Below are 17,281 nucleotides of genomic sequence, written 5' to 3' on the forward strand. Positions count from 1 at the left end.
TGGACGAGCCGTCGCCGCCGCCCGCGCCGGCGGCGACGCAGGCCGTCGAGAATCCGTACGGGCTCGGCGCGCTGTGGAAGAACGGCGATTTCGTCGCACGATTCGTGCTGATTCTGCTCGTGATCATGTCGATGGGTAGCTGGTACATCATGATCGCCAAGTTCCTCGAGCAGTTTCGCGCGAACCGGCGCGCGAAGCTCGCGGACGAGCAGCTCTGGTCGGCGCCGTCGCTGGCGGCCGGCGCGAGCCTGCTCGACGAGGCGTCGCCGTTCCGCTTCATCGCCGAGACCGCGATCGAGGCTGGCGAGCATCACGACGAAGCGCTGCTCGAGGCGGTCGACCGCAATACGTGGATCGACGTTTCGGTCGAGCGCGCGATGACCAACGTGTCGAACCGGCTGCAGGACGGCCTGGCGTTCCTTGCGACGGTGGGCTCGACCGCGCCGTTCGTCGGTCTGTTCGGCACGGTGTGGGGCATTTATCACGCGCTGACGGCCATCGGCATCGCCGGGCAGGCGTCGATCGACAAGGTCGCGGGCCCGGTCGGCGAGGCGCTGATCATGACGGCGATCGGGCTGGCGGTCGCCGTGCCGGCCGTGCTCGGGTACAACTTCCTGGTTCGCCGCAACAAGTCGGTGATGGAGCGCGTGCGCAACTTCGGCGCGCAGCTGCATACGGTGCTGCTCGCGGGCAGCAAGCGTCCGGTGCGGGCCGCCGGTGCGGCGGCCGCGTCGCTCGTGCACTGACGCGGGCGGGGGTGCGCGATGGCCATGAGCGTCGGACAGGACGACAACGACGACGTGATCGCGAACATCAACACGACGCCGCTCGTCGACGTGATGCTGGTGTTGCTGATCATTTTCCTGATCACGATCCCGGTCGTGACTCACACGATTCCGCTGGAGCTGCCGAAGGAAACGGTGCAGCCGTTGCAGACGACGCCGAAAAGCGTCGAGATCGCGGTGAATCGCGACGGGGAATTTTTCTGGGGCGAAACGCATGTGGACGGCCCGACGTTGCTCGCGAAGCTGAAGGGCATCTCGCAGATGTCGCCGCAGCCCGACGTGCACGTGCGCGGCGACGAGAATACGCGCTACGAGTTCATCGGGCGCGTGGTCACCGCGTGCGAACGGTCGGGTATCGCCAAGGTTTCTTTCATCACCGAGCCGCCGGCGCGCGGCGGGTAGGAGTCGACGATGGGCATGAACGTATCTTCGGGTGGCGGCGAGCCGGACGTGATGGTCGACATCAACACCACGCCGCTGATCGACGTGATGCTGGTGCTGCTGATCATGTTGATCATTACGATCCCGATCCAGATGCACTCGGTCAGGATGGATCTGCCTGTCGGCAATCCGCCGCCGCCGGCAAAGCCGCCCGAGGCCGTGCAGATCGATATCGCGCCCGACGGCGCGACGACCTGGAACGGCACGAGGGTGCCGGACCGCGCAGCGCTCGAACTGAAGCTCGGGCAGGTCGCCAGGGAACCCGTGCAGGCGGAGATCCGTCTGCGGCCGGACAAGCTCGCGCCGTACAAGGCGGTCGCCGGCGTGCTGGCGAGTGCGCAGCGCGTCGGTGCGACCAAGATCGGCCTGATTGGAAACGAGCAGTACATGCCGTGATGCCGGCGCGCGCGCGAATGCTCCGGTCACGCAGGAAGGCCACGCCGGGAAGCGCCGGGCGCCGCGCATGGCGAGGCATGGCGATCCGGTGACAGGCTGGCTGAATCGGTGAAATCGGAACCCGTTCCTATTGATGTGGAATGCGAATGTATCGATGCGATGCAAAAAACCGGAAAGCCGTAACATCGAATGTTCGCCGCGCGACCCAGGTTTTCGTCGGGGCGCAGTTTCGCCGCAAGCGGGCTGCGATCACGTTGACCGGGGGAGCGTATTCATCAAGCAGTTTCGACTACGGGTTCGTGCCTCACTATGATTTCGCCTTCCGATGAATCGATGCTTGTTGCCACGTCGATGGGAAACAAGATTCGCATGCTGCGACGGCAGCTCAAGCTCACGCTGTATGTGACCGCGGCGGCGGCCGGCATCTCGAAGCCGTTCCTGTCGCAGATCGAACGCGGGCGCGCGATGCCGTCGATCGCGACGCTGGTCGGGATCGCCAAGGCGCTGGGCGTCACGATCGACCACTTCGTCGGTTCGACGTCCGGTGCGCCGCCGGCGTGCCAATGCGAATCGCCGCAGCACGTTGGCGTCGAGTCGCTCGCGAGCGCGTTTGCGCAGCTTTCGCACCTGGCGAGCGGAACGAAGCTGGATGCACGGTTGCTCCGGATCCCGGGCGGCCAGGCCGCGCCGGAAGGCGCGGCCTATGCGGGAGAGGCGTTCCTCTACGTGATGAACGGCGAGCTCGAGCTGACGATGGACGACCGCACCGTCGTGCTGAGAGCGGGCGAGACCGCGCATTACGAATCGCCTCCGGTCCAGATGTGGAGCAATGCGGCCAGCGAAGAAGCGGTGGTCGTCTGGTTCGGTGCGCCGGCCGGCGCCTGAGAGAACAAGAAAATGCGTCCGTTCTGACGGATGATTACATAAGGATTACTGATTGTTTGTCGAGGGGACGGGCAAGGTGCGCGGCCGGGATGGCCGCATCGGGGTGGAAGAACGAGAACAAGCACACACACACGTTCTTCACGCCCGCCGTTCCGGTTGTTCGACACCGAGCGACACCGAGCGACGCAGACGGAAACGCGTGGAGTACGTGCCATACGCGCCGCTTGGCGGGTGAGTTCGAAGGTGTGCAGGTGGCAGGTCGGCAATAACGGGGACCGGTATGCAGACGCCCGGAAGCGGGCAAGGATTCACGCGATCCAGCGCAAAACCGGCGGGTTCTTACTGATGAACGAGTGGGGCAAGATGAAGCAGAGAGCTTTGGCGTTGGCTATCAAGAGGATGATCTGGGCGGAAATGGCGCTGACGGCCACGCTGGCAGCACCGGCATTCGCGCAGAGCCAGCCGTCGCCCGGGGGGGCAGCGGTCGCGGACGCGGTCGCGCAGGAGGCGCCCGCGGCCGGCGCCGGCGGGGACACGGCGGCGCAACACAAGAACAAGGTTGCGCAGATCAAGCGCTTCGAAGTGACGGGTTCGCTGATCCGCAGCGCGGACAAGGTCGGCTTCAACCAGGTCCAGACCGTCACGGCGAAAGACATCGAGGCGAGCGGCCAGAACAGTGTGGCCGACTTCCTGCGCAGCACGTCCGCGAATTCGGCGAGCAGCTGGGCGGAAGGCACGACGAACAGCTTCGCTCCCGGTGGCGCCGGCATTGCATTGCGCGGCCTGTCCGAGAAGTACACGCTGGTCATGATAGACGGCCAGCGCGTCGCCCCCTATGCGTTCGCGACGAACGTAACGGACCAGTTCTTCGACCTGAACACGCTGCCGCTGAACATCATCGACCGGATCGAGATCGTCAAGACCGGCGCGGTGTCGCAGTATGGCTCCGACGCAATCGCGGGCGTGGTCAACATCATTACCAAGAAAAACTTCCAGGGCCTGCAGCTCGACGGCAGCTATGGCGGTGCGACCCAGAACGGCGGCGGGGCGGGTACCACCAAATTCAGCATCCTCGGCGGCTTCGGCGATCTCAACGCGGACCGCTTCAACGTGACCGCGGCCGCGAGTCTCTACCGCTTCAACGGTGTGTCGGCTGCGGATCGCGACACCACGCAGAACCAGAATTTCTCGAATTTCCCGGGCGGGCTTTTCAACCAGTCGCCGTCGTACTGGCGCGACCCGACCGGCGCCCGCGTGCCGCTCGGCACGTGTCCGTGGGGCGGATCCCCGATCGCCGGCAGTGCCACCGCGCGCGTCAACGGGCCGGGCACGATCTGCCAGACCAACACCGCCTATGCGACCTCGCTGTCGCCCTGGACTGAACGCTTGAGCGCGAAGGTGCACGGCGACTTCAAGATCAGCGATTCGATGCAGGCCTTCGCCGATCTGTGGGAAAGCAACAATACGACGAACACCAACAACTTCGTCGGGGGGCTCGGCAACAACACGCAAGCATTCGATCCGGCAACCGGCGGCCTGCGCCCGATCTCGAACGTGGTGCCGGCGAGCAACCCGTACAACCCGTTTGGCGTGCCGTCGAAGCTCGTGTACTCGTTTCCGAACGCGCAGTCGGTGCGGACCAGCGCGAACTTCTGGCGCGCCGCGACCGGCGTGAAGGGCACCTTCATCGCGCCGTACGTCGGGGACGTCGACTGGTCGGCCGCCTATACGCATTCGCAGGACACGGTCTCGAACACGTTCTCGAACCTGATCAATGCGAACGCGCTGCAGAACATCGTGCAGAACGGCGGGTTCAACTTCGCCAACCCGTCGAGCACGCCGAACGGCCTCGCGGGCCTCTACGGCAGCACCTCTTCGCAGGCGATCACGAAGATGGACGCGCTGGACGCGACGCTGTCGACCCCCACGCTGTTCAAACTGCCCACGGGCAACGTCGGTCTGGGGCTCGGTGCGCAGTTCATGCACCAGAGCCAATATGTCGGCACGGGCGCGGGCTACCAGGACGGGACGTTCATTACGCCGGCGCTGCAGTCGGCGAACGGCCAGCGCAATGTCGCGGCGATCTACTACCAGGTCGATATTCCGATCCTGAAAAACCTCACCTTCAGCCAGTCGGGCCGCTACGACCACTACAGCGACTTCGGCGGTGCGTTCTCGCCGCGTTTCGCGTTGCGCTTCCAGCCCGTTCGCGAGCTGACGATGTACGGTTCGTACAACCGGGGTTTCCGCGCACCGACGCTGATCGAGAACACCTCGTCGCGCAGCTTCAGCGCACAGGGCGCGGTCGATCCGCACGATCCGAACAACCCGGGCGCGTACGGCCTGGTCGAGGAAGTGCAGGCCGGCAACCGCAACCTGCAGCCGGAACGCACGAAGAACTACAACGTGGGTTTCCAGCTGTCGCCGACCCGTAATACCGATATCGGCTTCGACTGGTACAAGATCCACATCGACAATGTGATCGGCACGGCGGACATCCAGCAGAGCGTCAACCAGAACGATCCGTCGCAAGTGGTGCGCAACGCGAATGGCTCGATCGCGTACGTGCTGATGCCGTTCCAGAACCTGTCATCGCTGGACACGGATGGTTTCGAAACCACCTTCCGCCAGTCGGTACCGACCAGGATCGGAACGTTCACGCTGTCGGGCGACTGGGCCTACGTGTGGCACTTCAAGATGCCGGTCGGCGGCGTGAGCACCGACTTCGCGGGCAACAACGGCTCGCTCAACCAGCCGTTCGGCGGCAGCTTCCCGCGCTGGAAAGGCAACACGAGCCTGAGCTGGAACTATCAGAGCAAGTGGAACGCGACGCTGACCTGGATGTATACGGGCCCGTACACGCAGGCGATCCTGTCGCCGGGCCAGTATCCAAACATGGAAGGCAGCGTGGCGTCGTATAGCCAGTTCAACCTGATGGTCAGTTATACCGGCATCAAGCATTGGACGATCTATGCGGGCATCGACAACATCTTCAATCGCGCCCCTCCGTTCGATCCGGTCTACATGAACTCGAGCTACCAGACCGGCTACGACTCGTCGCTGTACTCGTACATCGGCCGCTTCGCGCAAGTCGGCGCGACCTACCGGTTCTGACGGTCCAAGCCCGCGCGTGCCGCTGGTCGTTGCCGCGACCGCCGGCACGCACCCCGTATTTCGAATCGACATTGTGCCGGCCACGTGCCGGTGCGACCACACGAAGACCGATGATGACAGTATTGATGTTGCATGTGCGGCGTGCGCAGGCGATCGTGGCCGGCGGGGCGCGTGCCGCGTGCACGGCGGTGCTCGCGTACGGCATGGCGACCGGGGGGGCTTTGGCCGCGCCGGCGATCGCGCAGTTCGGCCAGCCGAAGTATCCCGCGGGATTCACCCAATTCGCGTACGCGGACCCCGACGCGCCGGACGACGGCACACTCGATTTTCAGAACTACGACACGGCGCAGAGCTACGATTCGCTGAATCCTTTCCTGCTGCGTGGCTCGGCCGCGCCGGACATCAGGAACCTGATGTTCGACACGCTGATGCAGCGCAGCTGGGACGAGCTCGCTTCCGAATACGCATTGATCGCCGACGACGTGCAGGTCGCGCCCGACGGGCTGTCGGCGACGTTCCACGTCGATCAGGCCGCACGCTTCTCGAACGGCGACCCGATCACGGCGGCCGACGTCAAGTACTCGTTCGACACGCTGTCGAGCCGACAAGCGTCGCCGCTCGTCAATGCGCAGTTCGAGGTGATCCGGCGCGCGGTCGTCGTTGACTCGCAGACGGTGCGCTTCGACTTCAGGCGCCCCGAACGCAACGCCGCGCTGATCGCGGGCGATCTGCCCGTGTTCTCGCCGAAGTGGGGCATGCGCGCAGACGGCACGCGACCGTCGTTCGACCAGATCGCGACCGTGCCGCCGATCGCGAGCGGCGCGTACCTGATCGGGCAGCGCAAGAACGACAAGGAGATCGTCTACGTGCGCAACCCGCGCTACTGGGCGGCAAACCTGCCGTCGCGACGCGGCATGTACCGCTTCGCCCGCGTGTCGTTCAAGCTGTATCTCGACCAGTACACGATGCTCGAGGCGTTCAAGGCCGGCGACACGGATGTGCGGATGGAGTACAGCGCGACGCAATGGGCGCGTCGCTACGTCGGCAAGAATTTTCGCAATGGGATGCTGAAGCGGGGGGAATTCCCGGATGGGCCTGCGCAGATGCAGGGCTTCCTGATGAACATGCGCAAGCCGATGTTCCAGGACGTGCGGGTGCGGCATGCGCTCTCGCTGGCGTTCGACTTCGACTGGATGAGCCGGATGATGTTCTACGGGCAGTATCGCCGGACCCACAGCTTCTGGGAGGCGAGCCCGTTCGCGGCGTCCGGCATGCCGGGCGGGAAGGAACTCGCGCTGCTCGAGCCGTTCCGCTCGACGCTGCCGCCGGAGGTGTTCGGCCCGATGATTCAGCAACCGTCGACGCTGCCGCCGAACTCGCTGCGCGCGAACCTGAAGCAAGCGCGCGACCTGCTCGCGCAGGCTGGCTGGCACTTTCATGACGGTGCGTTGCGCGACGCGAACGGCACGCCGATGACGATCGAGATCATCGACGACCAGCCGGGCATGGACCGGCTGATCCTGCCATACATCCAGGCGCTCGGCACACTCGGCATCCACGCGACGCTGCACGAACTCGACAGCGCGCTGTATCAGCGACGCATGGACGAATTTCAGTACGACATGACGACCATCATCTATCCGCCCGTCACGATCCCGGGCGCGGAACTCGCACGCCGCTTCGGCAGCGCGGCGGCGTCCGAGGTCGGCTCCGAGAACTATCCGGGCGTGCGCTCGAAGGCGGTCGACGCGCTGATTCGCGCGGCATCCGCGGCGAATACGCTGGACGATCTCGAAACCGCGACGCGCGCGCTCGATCGCGTGCTGATCAACCTTTACGTCATCGTGCCTCAGTACTACCTGCCGAATGCGCGGATCGCCTACAAGGCGAATTACGGGCATCCGGCGGTCATTCCGGATTCCTATCAGTACGAGGACTGGATCATCAACTACTGGTACCGGAAGCGGCCGACGGGCGTTGCACCGGTTGCCGGCACCTGACGGGGGCGCAACGATGATTGCCTATATATTCCGGCGATTGCTGCTGATGATCCCGACGCTGATCGGCGTCGTGACGATCACGTTCGCCGTCACGCAATTCGTGCCGGGCGGCCCGGTCGAACAAGTGCTCACGCAATTGCGGCACGGCAATGCACACGGCGGCGAAGCGGGCGGCGGCGGTGGCGGCTATCACGGCAGCCAGGGGATCGATGCGCAGCAGATCGAGCAGATCCGCAAGCAGTTCGGCTTCGACAAGCCGCCGCTCGTGCGCTACGGGATGATGCTGAAAACGTACGCACGCTTCGATCTTGGCGAGTCGTACTTCGTGCATGCGCGCGTGTGGGACGTGATCCGCTCGAAGCTGCCGGTGTCGATCACGCTCGGGTTGTGGACGGTGATCCTCACGTACCTGGTGTCGGTGCCGCTCGGCATCGCGAAGGCGGTGCGCAACGGGTCGCGTTTCGACACGGTGACGAGCGTGCTCGTGCTGGCCGGCTACGCGGTGCCGGGCTTCGTGCTCGGCGTGCTGCTGCTGATGCTGTTCGGCGGCGGCACGTTCTGGCAGGTGTTCCCGATGCGCGGGCTCACGTCCGACAACTTCGACGACCTGACGCTGATCGGCAAGGCGCTCGACTATCTGTGGCACATCGCGATGCCGGTGACGGCGTCGGTCATCGGCAACTTCGCGATCGTCACGATCCTCACCAAGAACACGTTCCTCGACGAGATCGGCCGGCAATACGTGCTGACCGCGCGCGCGAAGGGCGTGCCGGAGCGCGACGTGCTGTGGAAGCACGTGCTGCGCAACGCGGCGATCCCGTTGCTCACCGGGTTGCCGGCCGCATTCGTCGGCGCATTCCTGAACGGCAACCTGCTGATCGAGACGCTGTTCTCGCTCGACGGCATGGGGCAACTGTCGTACGACTCGGTGATCCGCCGCGACTATCCGGTCGTGCTTGGTTCGCTGTTCCTGTTCACCCTCATCGGTCTCCTGACCAAACTCATCGCTGACGTCTGCTATGTCCTCGTCGACCCCCGCATCCAATTCAACCGCCTGGACCACTGAGCGCGGACGTGCCGGCCATTCCACGTCGCCGTGGCGGCGCACGTGGCGACGGTTCCGCGCGCAGCCGCTCGGCTACTGGAGCTTCGTGATCTTCGTGTCGCTGTTCGCGATCAGCCTGTTCGCCGACGTGTTGTCGAACGACCGGCCGCTCGTGCTGCGTTATGACGGACACTATGCGTTCCCGATCGTGGCGGACTATCCCGAGACGCGGTTTGGCGGCGATTTCCCCGCGAAGACGAATTATCTCGATCCGGCCATCCGCGCGAATCTCGACGCGCGCGGCAATTTCGCGATCTATCCGCCGAACCGCTACCGCTACGACACGATCGACTATTTCGCGTCGCGGCCGTATCCGGCGCCGCCGTCGTCGAGCAACTGGCTCGGCACCGACCAGTTCGGGCGCGACGTGCTCGCTCGGCTGCTGTACGGGTTCCGGCTGTCGGTGCTGATGGCGTTCGCGCTGACCGCGTCAGGCATGCTGATCGGCGTGCTGACGGGCGCGGTGCAGGGCTTCTACGGCGGCCGCACCGACCTGGTTGGCCAGAGGCTGATCGAGATCTGGAGCGCGTTGCCGGACCTGTACCTGCTGATCATCTTCGCGTCGATCTTTACGCCGTCGCTATGGCTGCTGTTCATCCTGCTGTCGATGTTCGGCTGGCTCGTGCTGTCCGACTACGTGCGCGCCGAATTCCTGCGCAACCGCGGGCTCGACTACGTGAAGGCCGCGCGCACGATGGGGCTGACCAACACGCAGATCATGTGGCGCCACGTGCTGCCGAACAGCCTCACGCCGGTGATTACGTTCCTGCCGTTCCGGATGAGCGCGGCGATCCTGTCGCTGACGAGCCTCGATTTTCTCGGCCTCGGCGTACCGCCGCCGACGCCGAGCCTCGGCGAGCTGCTCAAGCAAGGCAAGAACAATCTCGATGCGTGGTGGATCTCGGTGTCCGCGTTCGCGGCGCTGGTGGTGACGCTGCTGCTGCTGACGTTTATCGGCGATGCGCTGCGCAACGCGCTCGACACGCGCACGCGCGGGTCCGCCTTCGGCGGAGGCCAATGATGACGATCCCGTTGCTGGAACTCGACCGCTTCTCCGCACAGTTCGGTAACCGGACTGTCGTGCGCGAGCTGAGCCTGTCGGTCGCGAGCGGCGAGCGGGTGGCGCTCGTCGGCGAATCGGGCTCGGGCAAGAGCGTGACGGCGTTGTCGATCCTGAGGCTCGCGCGGCAGGCGAGCCTGTCGGGGCGCGTGCTGTTCGACGGCGAGGACTTGCTGACGAAGACCGAGCGGCAGATGCGTGGCATTCGCGGCGCCGATATCGCGATGGTGTTCCAGGAGCCGATGACCGCGCTCAACCCGCTGTACACGATCGGCAAGCAGATCGCCGAGAGCCTGCGGCTGCACGAAGGGCTGCGCCCGGGCGAAGCACGCGAGCGCGGGATCGCGCTGCTGCGGCGCACCGGGATTCCGGAGCCGGAGCGGCGCATCGACAGCTTCCCGCACCAGTTGTCGGGCGGGCAGCGGCAACGCGCGATGATCGCGATGGCGCTGGCGTGCCGGCCGCGCTTGCTGCTGGCCGACGAGCCGACCACCGCGCTCGACGTGACCGTGCGTCAGCAGATCGTCGACCTGCTGCTCGAATTGCAGGCGCAGGAAGCGGGCGCGCGCGGGATGAGCGTGTTGCTGATCACGCACGACCTGAACCTCGTGCGGCGCTTCGCGCAGCGCGTCGCGGTGATGGAACACGGCGTGCTGGTCGAAACGAACGAAACCGGCGCGCTGTTCGATGCACCGCGACACCCGTATACGCGCCGGCTGCTCGACAGCGCGCCGCGCCGTGCGATCGAACCGGTCGCGGCCGATGCACCGGCGATCCTCGACGTGCGCGGCCTTGCGGTCGACTACCGGACCGATGCGAAAGGCTGGCGCGCGGTGTTCGGGCAAACCGCGTTCCGCGCCGTGCACGATGTGCAATTGCGCTTGCGCCGTGGCGAGACGATCGGGATCGTCGGCGAATCGGGCTCGGGCAAGTCGACGCTTGCGGCCGCGGTGCTTGGCCTGCAGCAACCGGCGGCCGGCGAGATCGCGATCGACGGGCTGCCGCTCGCGACGCTGCGCGCGAAGGCGGGGCGCCGTGCGCTGTACGGGCGGCTGCAGGTGGTGTTCCAGGATCCGTTCGGCTCGCTGTCGCCACGCATGACGATCGAGCAGATTGTCGGAGAGGGGCTCGCGCTGCATCGGCCGGAGCTGGCGGGCGACGCGCGTCGCGCGCGGGTTGCGGCGCTGCTGGAGGAGGTCGGGCTGCCGGTCGATGCGATGTCGCGCTATCCGCACGAGTTTTCCGGCGGACAGCGGCAGCGAATCGCGATTGCGCGCGCACTGGCGGTGGAGCCCGAGCTCCTCGTGCTCGACGAGCCGACCAGCGCCCTCGACGTATCGATCCAGAAGCAGGTGCTGGCGCTGCTGACGAACCTGCAGGCCCGATACCGGCTCAGCTACCTGTTCATCACGCACGATCTGGCCGTGATACGGGCGATGGCGCATCGCGTGATCGTGATGAAGGCGGGGCGCGTGGTCGAGGAGGGCGAGACGTTGCAGGTGCTGCATTCGCCGTCGCATCCCTATACCCGTGCGTTGATGGCGTCGTCGATGCTCAACGACGCCGCCGGCGCGCGCACCGTGCAAGCGCACGCATCACGGGCGGAAATTCCGGCGAATGCGTCGGGCTCCGAATAACCCGGAGGGATGCGTCGGTTGTTCCCCGTGCACGTGGAGGAAGGAGGGTTCGGTTGAACCCGGCATCCGCAAGGCGGTAGCCGTTTCCGCGCGGTACGCCTTCCACATCGATTCCGGGTTCGCCGGTTCGGGTCAGCCGTGCCCGGGCGCTTGCGGACCGCCGGGGCCGGCGTCGGGCGCCGCGCGCGGCGGCGACAGGTGTTCCACCAACGCGTCGATCGTGACGCGCAGCCGTGCGGTCATGCGCGTGGTCTTCGACCAGAGCACATGGATGGGGAGCGGCTCGGGTTGCGCGTCGGGCAGGACGGCAACGAGCCGCCCCGCGCGGATGTCGTCTTCGACGAACCAGCCGGGCAGTTGTGCCAGCCCGAGTCCCGCCAGCACGGCATCCTTGACGGCCGCGACGTCGCTCAGGCGCAGGCGTGCCTGCCACGGCTGACGCCTGCCCCGGTTCGCATCGCCGGAGAACTGCCATGCTTCCTCGGCTTCGCCGCGCAGGAGCGCGATGCAATGGTGATCGCCGAGCGTTTCCCGCGACGACGGCGTACCGTACCGATCGAGATACCCGGGCGCGGCGCACAGCCGCAACGCTTGTTCGCCCAACGGGCGGGCAACCTGCGAAGTGCTGTCCTCCAGCCGGCCGATACGCACAGCCAGATCGATGTTTTGCTCGACCAGATCGACCGTGCGGTTGGAAAACAGCATGTCCAGATCGAGTGCCGCGTGACGTTCAGCGAGCCCGTTCAGCACGGGCAGCACGCGAATGCGGCCATAAAGCACCGGTAACGCGATGCGCACTCGGCCGGTCGGCGTCAGGTGCCGCTCGGCCAGCGCGGATTCGGCCTGATCCAGTTCGGCCAGCGCACGCAGGCATTTCTCGTGATAGGCCTCGCCTTCGTCGGTCAGCGTCATGCGCCGCGTCGTGCGCTTGAACAGCCGCACGCCCAGGCGCTCTTCCAGTCGAGCCACGGCCTTGCCGACGCTGGACGGCGATTGCCCCAGCTGGCGCGAGGCGACACTGAAACTTCCACACTCCACCGCCTGGACGAACGCGAGGATGCCCTGAAAGCGGTCGGTCGGCTGGATCGGCAATTTGATCGTTCCTGTCTCATATCGTGATAAAGATTCTATCAATTGCCGCCTCGATGTATTCAATATCATTTTCTCCTTCCGTATGGCCCGTGTCGTCATGCTTACGAAAGGAGTCCCGTACCGTGTATCGTTCGCCGCACCGAGCGCGCTGGGTGGCATTGGCCGGCGTCGCCATCGCCAGTTTCCTGGGCTGCATCGACTTCACCATCGTCAATACCGCCATTCCCGAAATCCGTTCGGCGTTTCATGCCGACATCGACCAGGTGCAATGGGCCGTCACGGCCTTCGTGATGGCGCTGTCGAGTTGCACCATTCCGGTGGGGCAACTGGCCGATCGCCACGGCCGGCGCCGGGTGATGTTCGCGAGCATGGCGGTGTTCGGCGGCGCGTCACTGGGGGCCGGACTGGCGTCGGGGCTGGTCACGCTGGTGATCTGGCGGACCGTGCAGGGCATGGCCTGCGCCGGGCTCTATACCGCATCGGCTGCGCTGGTCGCGGCGATGTTCCCCGAGCAGGAGCGTGGCAAGGCGCTCGGGCTATTGTTCAGCGTCAACGGCCTCGGGCTTGCGCTCGGTCCGGTGGCAGGCGGATTGCTGGTCGATGCGCTGGGCTGGCGCTGGATCTTCCTCGTCAACGTGCCGTTGATCGTGGTGAGCTTCATGCTCTGCGCAGGCCGGCTCACGCAGGAGGCGGTCGTATCAGCGCGAGCGCGCTTCGACTGGCCCGGCGCCGTTCTGTTGCTGACGATACTGCCCTGCGGCCTCGGCGCCGTGATCCGTGGCGCCGATCGGGGCTGGACCTCGCCGGCAACGCTGGGGCTGCTGCTTATCGCCGTTCTGTCGGGCGCCGCGCTGGCCTGGGTCGAACGACGCGCTGCGGCTCCCGTGCTGCGGCTCGCGTTGTTACGGCAGCGGCCGTTCGCGCTCGCCGTGTGCGCGACCGCCGCACTGGCCTTCTTCTATTGCGCGGCATTCCTGCTGATGCCGTTGTATCTGGGCGAACTTCGCGGGCAGGATAGCGCGGCGACGGGGTGGCTTCTGCTGCCGACCACCGCCGTCATGGCGCTGGTTTCGCCGCTGGCCGGCCGTGGCTGCGACCGCTTCGGCGCGGGGCCGGTCATGGCGCTCGGATTCGTTGCGTTGCTGGTGTCGGCGCTGATGCAGTCGGACTTCAGTGCGACCACGGCGTGGTGGCGGGTGCTGGCCGCGTTCGCCTGCATGGGGTTCGGCTGGGGCTGCATCCTGGGGCCGTCCATGACCGCCGCGCTGGCGGCCGTACCGGAGGCGCTGGCGGGCACGGCGCTCGGCATGGCGACGATGGTGCACAACGTCGGCGGATCGGTGGGCCTCGCCGCCGCGACCGTGTTGTACCGGGTGTCGACGACGCGCGGCGGCGGGTTCGTCACGGGCTACCACGCGGTCATGCTGATGCTGGTTGCCGCATGCATCGCGATGCTGTCGATACTGATGCTGGAGCGTCGCACGCTGCGTGCGTCAAGTCCTGTCTGATAACGCACCGGTATTCACCGAAGCTGGCCGGCGATACGCGCCTGGCCGGTCAGGGATCGCGGGCGATCTGCGCGACGAACGCCGCGATGCCCGAATCGTCGTGGGCGACCAGGCGCCCCTGGCTGTTCGTATCGAGTCGATGTCGATGCTGGTGGCGGCCATCGATGCCGGCAGCATGTCGGGGCGCCGCGCGCCAGCTCGGCTTTCCGCTCTCCATCAGGTACTTCTGATTGGGCGCCGCCGCGATCGCCAGCGCTACAACACCCGCTCCGACAACACCCGGAACGCGACATCCGGCACGACGAAGCACAGCGGTTCGCCGGTCGCGCCGATGCGCGCGAGGAACTCGCCGCCGCCGACCGGTTCGACCGGTTCCAGCGGCCGGACCGCGTCGATATCGATCGGCAGGTCGATCGACGCATGCGCGAGGCGGTCGCAGTCGGCGACATGCGCGACGGCCGCGTGTTGCAGCGACAGGTAAGCGATGGCATCGCGCCAGCCTCCGAAGAATGGCGCGAACGCAGCGGGCAGCGTGCAGTCGTCCGACACGGCCGCCGCGCAGCGGAAATCAGGCGCGCTTCCCGTACCACCGGCCAGCAGCGTTCGATAACGTCCGTCCTGCACCGCATGCGTGAAGCGCTCGGCGAGATGCGACGGCAACGCGTCGCTGAAGAGCCGGCTGCCGAGCGCGTAGAGCGGATGATCGAACACGTTCTTCACGAACAACACGGTGCGATCGGCCGGCACGCCGCCCGGCAGCACCTCGACGTAAAGCCGCCAGTTGCTTTGCAGCGGCGACGGGAACACGCGTCGCAGCGGGCCGGCGATACGCGGGCCGAAATGACGGTGTGCATAGGTGAGGATCGTGAATGGCGTGCGGCCATCGCGGCTCGCGAGCGTGACGCCGCGCGGCACCAGGTGGGCGACGGCCGCGACATCGACGAGCCACGTGCAGTACACGACGTTCTCGACCTCGCTCGCGAGCTGCAGGAACGGCAGCCGCGACAGCAGCGCGCGGCGCGTGCGCAGCAGCGGGCGGCTCGCGACGAGCCGGTTGGCGAGGCGGCCGACGGGGCCGGCAGACGGATAAACGAAGGCATTGTCCTGGCGCATGAGCGGCATTGTGCCGGTGTCGAGGGGCGGACGGAAGAGACGATGCCGCGCGTTGATCAGTCGACTTCCCCTTTTGGGCTTCCCGTCTGCGCGGTCGTGCCGTGGGCCGGCAACCTCGCCGTATCCGTGCGCCCCGTGTTCGCGCCGGGCGCGAAGCGCGTCTCCCAGCCGCCGCCGAGCGCCTTGCACAGCGTGACGAGATGCATCGCCGCCTCGGCCTCGCTGGTCTCACGCTGACCTTGCGCGTCGAACAATTGCCGCTGGGCGTTGAGTACGTCGAGATGGTCGGCCGCCCCCGACCGGTATTGTTGCTGCGCAATCGCGAGCGCGCGCTGGTTCAGCGTCACGATCGCGACGAGTCGATCGTGGCGCTGCTGTTCGGCGTGATAGACCACCAGCGCATCGTCCACCTCGCGCCACGCTTCGAGCACGGTGCGCTGATAGACGATCGCGGCTTCCTGCTGCTGTGCCCGGCGCAGGTTCAGCATGCCGGTGAGGCGCCCGCCCTCGAAGATCGGCAGCGAGATCGACGGCCCGATCACGAACTGACCCGACGCCCAACTGGCGAGACTCGAGAGCTGGAGGCTCTGGAAACCGGCACTGCCGTTCAGCGTGATGCGCGGATAGAAGTCGGCCTGCGCCACGCCGATGGCGGCGGTCGCCGCATGCAGCTGTGCCTCGGCCTGACGAATGTCGGGCCGGCGTTGTGCGAGTTCGGACGGAAAGCCGATCGGCACGCTTGCCGGGAGCCCGGGAACCGCGCGCGATGCGTCGAGGATCGGACCCAGCGCGCCGGGCGGTTGCGCGAGCAGCACGCCGATTGCATTGGCGCGCGTTTCGCGGCGCGATTCCAGCATCGGCAGCCTGCTTTCGATGGAGGCCACCTGCGCGGCCGCATTGGCCACGTCGAGGTCGGTCGTTACGCCGTCCTTGCGGCGAATTTGGACGAGTTTCTCCAGGTCACGCGCGATGGCGAGGTTTTGCCGGGCGATCTGCAACTGGGCCTGTGCATCGCGCAGTTCGAGGTAGTCGCGTGCGAGTTCCGCGCGGGCAGACAGCAGAACCGCGTTGCGCGCTTCGTACGAGGCCTGCGTCAGCGCGTCGGCCGCCTCGACGCCGCGCCGCACGCGCCCCCAGAGGTCGAGCTCCCACGACGCATCGAAGCCGGCCTAGTAAAGGTTATAGGCAGGCGAGCCCGACGAGCCGGGCGCGGCGGCCACGCCGAACGGCGTATCGCCCGAGGCCGACTGCGTGGGTGCCGCGCTCGGCGTGACGCCGAGCAGCGACAGGATGCCGTTCTCGCTGCCGCGCTCGCGGTCGTACGAACCGGCCGCGGCGAGTGTCGGCAGCTCGGCCGCGCCAGCGACGCGCCGTTCGGCCCGACTCTGCCGCAGCCGTGCCGACGCGGCCGCGACGTCGAGATTGGCATCGGCCAGGCGCTGTTCGAGCGTATTCAGCACGGGGTCGTCGAACAGGGTCCACCAGTCGGCGTTGAAGGCGGCCTCGACGGGCTGGCTGGCGGCCTGCAGGGTTTGCGTGCGTTCGAACACGGGCGGCACCGTGCTGGCCGGCGCCTCGAAGTTCGGCCCCATGGTGCAGGCCGTCAGCGCGGCGCCGGCAATGAGCGCAAGCGTCGCCGCGCGCAGGATGCGAATGGGGTTCATCGTTGCGCCTCCTGCTCGTTCGCGGTCTCGCGATGCGCGCCTGTGTCGACGCTCGCTTCGACGGACAGCCCCACGCTCAGCGCGGCGGCCTGCCCGCGCGGCCCGTCGATGGCGATCTTGACCGGCACGCGCTGCACGATCTTCGTGAAATTGCCGGTGGCGTTGTCGGGTGCGATCGGTGCGAAGCTCACGCCGGTGGCCGGCGCGAGGCTCGCGACATGGCCCGCGATGCTGACGCCCGGGAGGCTGTCGATGCGGATGCGCACGCGGTCGCCCGGATGCATCGCGCCGATCTGGTTCTCCTGGAAATTCGCGATCACGTACGCGTCGGCGAGCGGCACGATCGCGAGCAGCGGCGCGCCGGGCGTGACGAAGGCGCCGACCCGCGCGGTGCGGCGGCCCACCTTGCCGTCGACGGGGGCACGGACTTCCGTGTAGGACAGGTTCAGCTTCGCCTGTTCGAGCGCGGCCTCGGCGCGGG

Annotated in this window: 14 protein-coding genes and 1 pseudogene; 10 read left to right on the forward strand and 5 right to left on the reverse strand. The window is 66.7% G+C overall.

The features are described from left to right. From G3N99_RS18455 to G3N99_RS18490, 9 genes are all read left to right on the forward strand, one after another. Window positions 1–746, forward strand: a 746-nt coding sequence (locus G3N99_RS18455; RefSeq protein WP_206123128.1) for a MotA/TolQ/ExbB proton channel family protein, incomplete at its 5' end; no start/stop codon positions are given. Window positions 747–764: 18 nt separating this feature from the next. Continuing rightward, complete coding sequence (locus G3N99_RS18460) at window positions 765–1,187, forward strand: biopolymer transporter ExbD (RefSeq protein WP_206123129.1); 423 nt, start codon at window positions 765–767, stop codon at window positions 1,185–1,187. A 9-nt stretch (window positions 1,188–1,196) separates the two neighbouring features. Further along, entirely contained in the window at window positions 1,197–1,622 is a 426-nt protein-coding gene (locus G3N99_RS18465) for a biopolymer transporter ExbD (RefSeq protein ID WP_174985302.1), read from the forward strand. Window positions 1,623–1,973: 351 nt separating this feature from the next. Further along, window positions 1,974–2,507: an XRE family transcriptional regulator gene (locus G3N99_RS18470; RefSeq protein ID WP_277396389.1), complete on the forward strand. Its 534-nt coding sequence runs from the start codon at window positions 1,974–1,976 to the stop codon at window positions 2,505–2,507. Between the two features lie 363 nt (window positions 2,508–2,870). Further along, on the forward strand, window positions 2,871–5,621 hold the full coding sequence (locus G3N99_RS18475; protein WP_206123130.1) for a TonB-dependent receptor: 2,751 nt from the start codon (window positions 2,871–2,873) through the stop codon (window positions 5,619–5,621). 113 nt (window positions 5,622–5,734) lie between these two features. Then, window positions 5,735–7,621: an extracellular solute-binding protein gene (locus G3N99_RS18480; protein WP_206123138.1), complete on the forward strand. Its 1,887-nt coding sequence runs from the start codon at window positions 5,735–5,737 to the stop codon at window positions 7,619–7,621. Window positions 7,622–7,634: 13 nt separating this feature from the next. Further along, entirely contained in the window at window positions 7,635–8,687 is a 1,053-nt protein-coding gene (locus G3N99_RS18485; RefSeq protein ID WP_206123131.1) for an ABC transporter permease subunit, read from the forward strand. Next, window positions 8,641–9,747 (forward strand): ABC transporter permease, encoded by a 1,107-nt coding sequence (locus tag G3N99_RS41930; protein WP_241011728.1) that lies wholly within the window; start codon window positions 8,641–8,643, stop codon window positions 9,745–9,747. The genes G3N99_RS18485 and G3N99_RS41930 overlap by 47 nt, the downstream gene beginning before the upstream one ends. Further along, entirely contained in the window at window positions 9,747–11,423 is a 1,677-nt protein-coding gene (locus tag G3N99_RS18490) for a dipeptide ABC transporter ATP-binding protein (RefSeq protein ID WP_241011729.1), read from the forward strand. Before G3N99_RS41930 ends, G3N99_RS18490 begins: the two co-directional genes overlap by 1 nt. A gap of 132 nt (window positions 11,424–11,555) precedes the next feature. On the opposite strand, the gene G3N99_RS18495 is transcribed toward G3N99_RS18490, so the two are convergent. Further along, on the reverse strand, window positions 11,556–12,515 hold the full coding sequence (locus tag G3N99_RS18495; RefSeq protein ID WP_206123133.1) for a LysR family transcriptional regulator: 960 nt from the start codon (window positions 12,513–12,515) through the stop codon (window positions 11,556–11,558). Between the two features lie 122 nt (window positions 12,516–12,637). Here G3N99_RS18495 and G3N99_RS18500 point away from each other — a divergent pair, with 122 nt between their 5' ends. Further along, window positions 12,638–14,023: a DHA2 family efflux MFS transporter permease subunit gene (locus G3N99_RS18500; protein ID WP_206123134.1), complete on the forward strand. Its 1,386-nt coding sequence runs from the start codon at window positions 12,638–12,640 to the stop codon at window positions 14,021–14,023. Window positions 14,024–14,072: 49 nt separating this feature from the next. Here the strand turns inward: G3N99_RS18500 and G3N99_RS18505 are convergent, their stop codons facing one another. The 4 genes and pseudogenes from G3N99_RS18505 to G3N99_RS18520 all read right to left on the reverse strand — a co-directional run. Further along, complete coding sequence (locus G3N99_RS18505) at window positions 14,073–14,240, reverse strand: hypothetical protein (RefSeq protein WP_206123135.1); 168 nt, start codon at window positions 14,238–14,240, stop codon at window positions 14,073–14,075. Window positions 14,241–14,278: 38 nt separating this feature from the next. Then, window positions 14,279–15,145 (reverse strand): DUF2071 domain-containing protein, encoded by an 867-nt coding sequence (locus G3N99_RS18510; protein ID WP_206123136.1) that lies wholly within the window; start codon window positions 15,143–15,145, stop codon window positions 14,279–14,281. Between the two features lie 143 nt (window positions 15,146–15,288). Beyond that, window positions 15,289–16,800, reverse strand: a pseudogene (locus G3N99_RS18515) (efflux transporter outer membrane subunit); the annotation flags it as partial. After that, window positions 16,797–17,281: HlyD family secretion protein (locus tag G3N99_RS18520; RefSeq protein ID WP_206123137.1), on the reverse strand; the 485-nt coding region annotated here is incomplete at its 5' end. The pseudogene G3N99_RS18515 and the gene G3N99_RS18520, both read right to left, overlap by 4 nt.

This window comes from Burkholderia sp. Ac-20392 (assembly GCF_017104585.1).
GTDB lineage: Bacteria > Pseudomonadota > Gammaproteobacteria > Burkholderiales > Burkholderiaceae > Burkholderia > Burkholderia lata.

Bases quoted from the DNA above. Each gene is read 5' to 3' on its own strand.
- G3N99_RS18460 (WP_206123129.1), top strand. From the start codon at position 765: ATGGCCATGAGCGTCGGACAGGACGACAACGACGACGTGATCGCGAAC.
- G3N99_RS18465 (WP_174985302.1), top strand. From the start codon at position 1,197: ATGGGCATGAACGTATCTTCGGGTGGCGGCGAGCCGGACGTGATGGTC.
- G3N99_RS18470 (WP_277396389.1), top strand. From the start codon at position 1,974: ATGGGAAACAAGATTCGCATGCTGCGACGGCAGCTCAAGCTCACGCTG.
- G3N99_RS18475 (WP_206123130.1), top strand. From the start codon at position 2,871: ATGAAGCAGAGAGCTTTGGCGTTGGCTATCAAGAGGATGATCTGGGCG.
- G3N99_RS18480 (WP_206123138.1), top strand. From the start codon at position 5,735: ATGACAGTATTGATGTTGCATGTGCGGCGTGCGCAGGCGATCGTGGCC.
- G3N99_RS18485 (WP_206123131.1), top strand. From the start codon at position 7,635: ATGATTGCCTATATATTCCGGCGATTGCTGCTGATGATCCCGACGCTG.
- G3N99_RS41930 (WP_241011728.1), top strand. From the start codon at position 8,641: ATGTCCTCGTCGACCCCCGCATCCAATTCAACCGCCTGGACCACTGAG.
- G3N99_RS18490 (WP_241011729.1), top strand. From the start codon at position 9,747: ATGACGATCCCGTTGCTGGAACTCGACCGCTTCTCCGCACAGTTCGGT.
- G3N99_RS18505 (WP_206123135.1), bottom strand. From the start codon at position 14,240: ATGGAGAGCGGAAAGCCGAGCTGGCGCGCGGCGCCCCGACATGCTGCC.
- G3N99_RS18510 (WP_206123136.1), bottom strand. From the start codon at position 15,145: ATGCCGCTCATGCGCCAGGACAATGCCTTCGTTTATCCGTCTGCCGGC.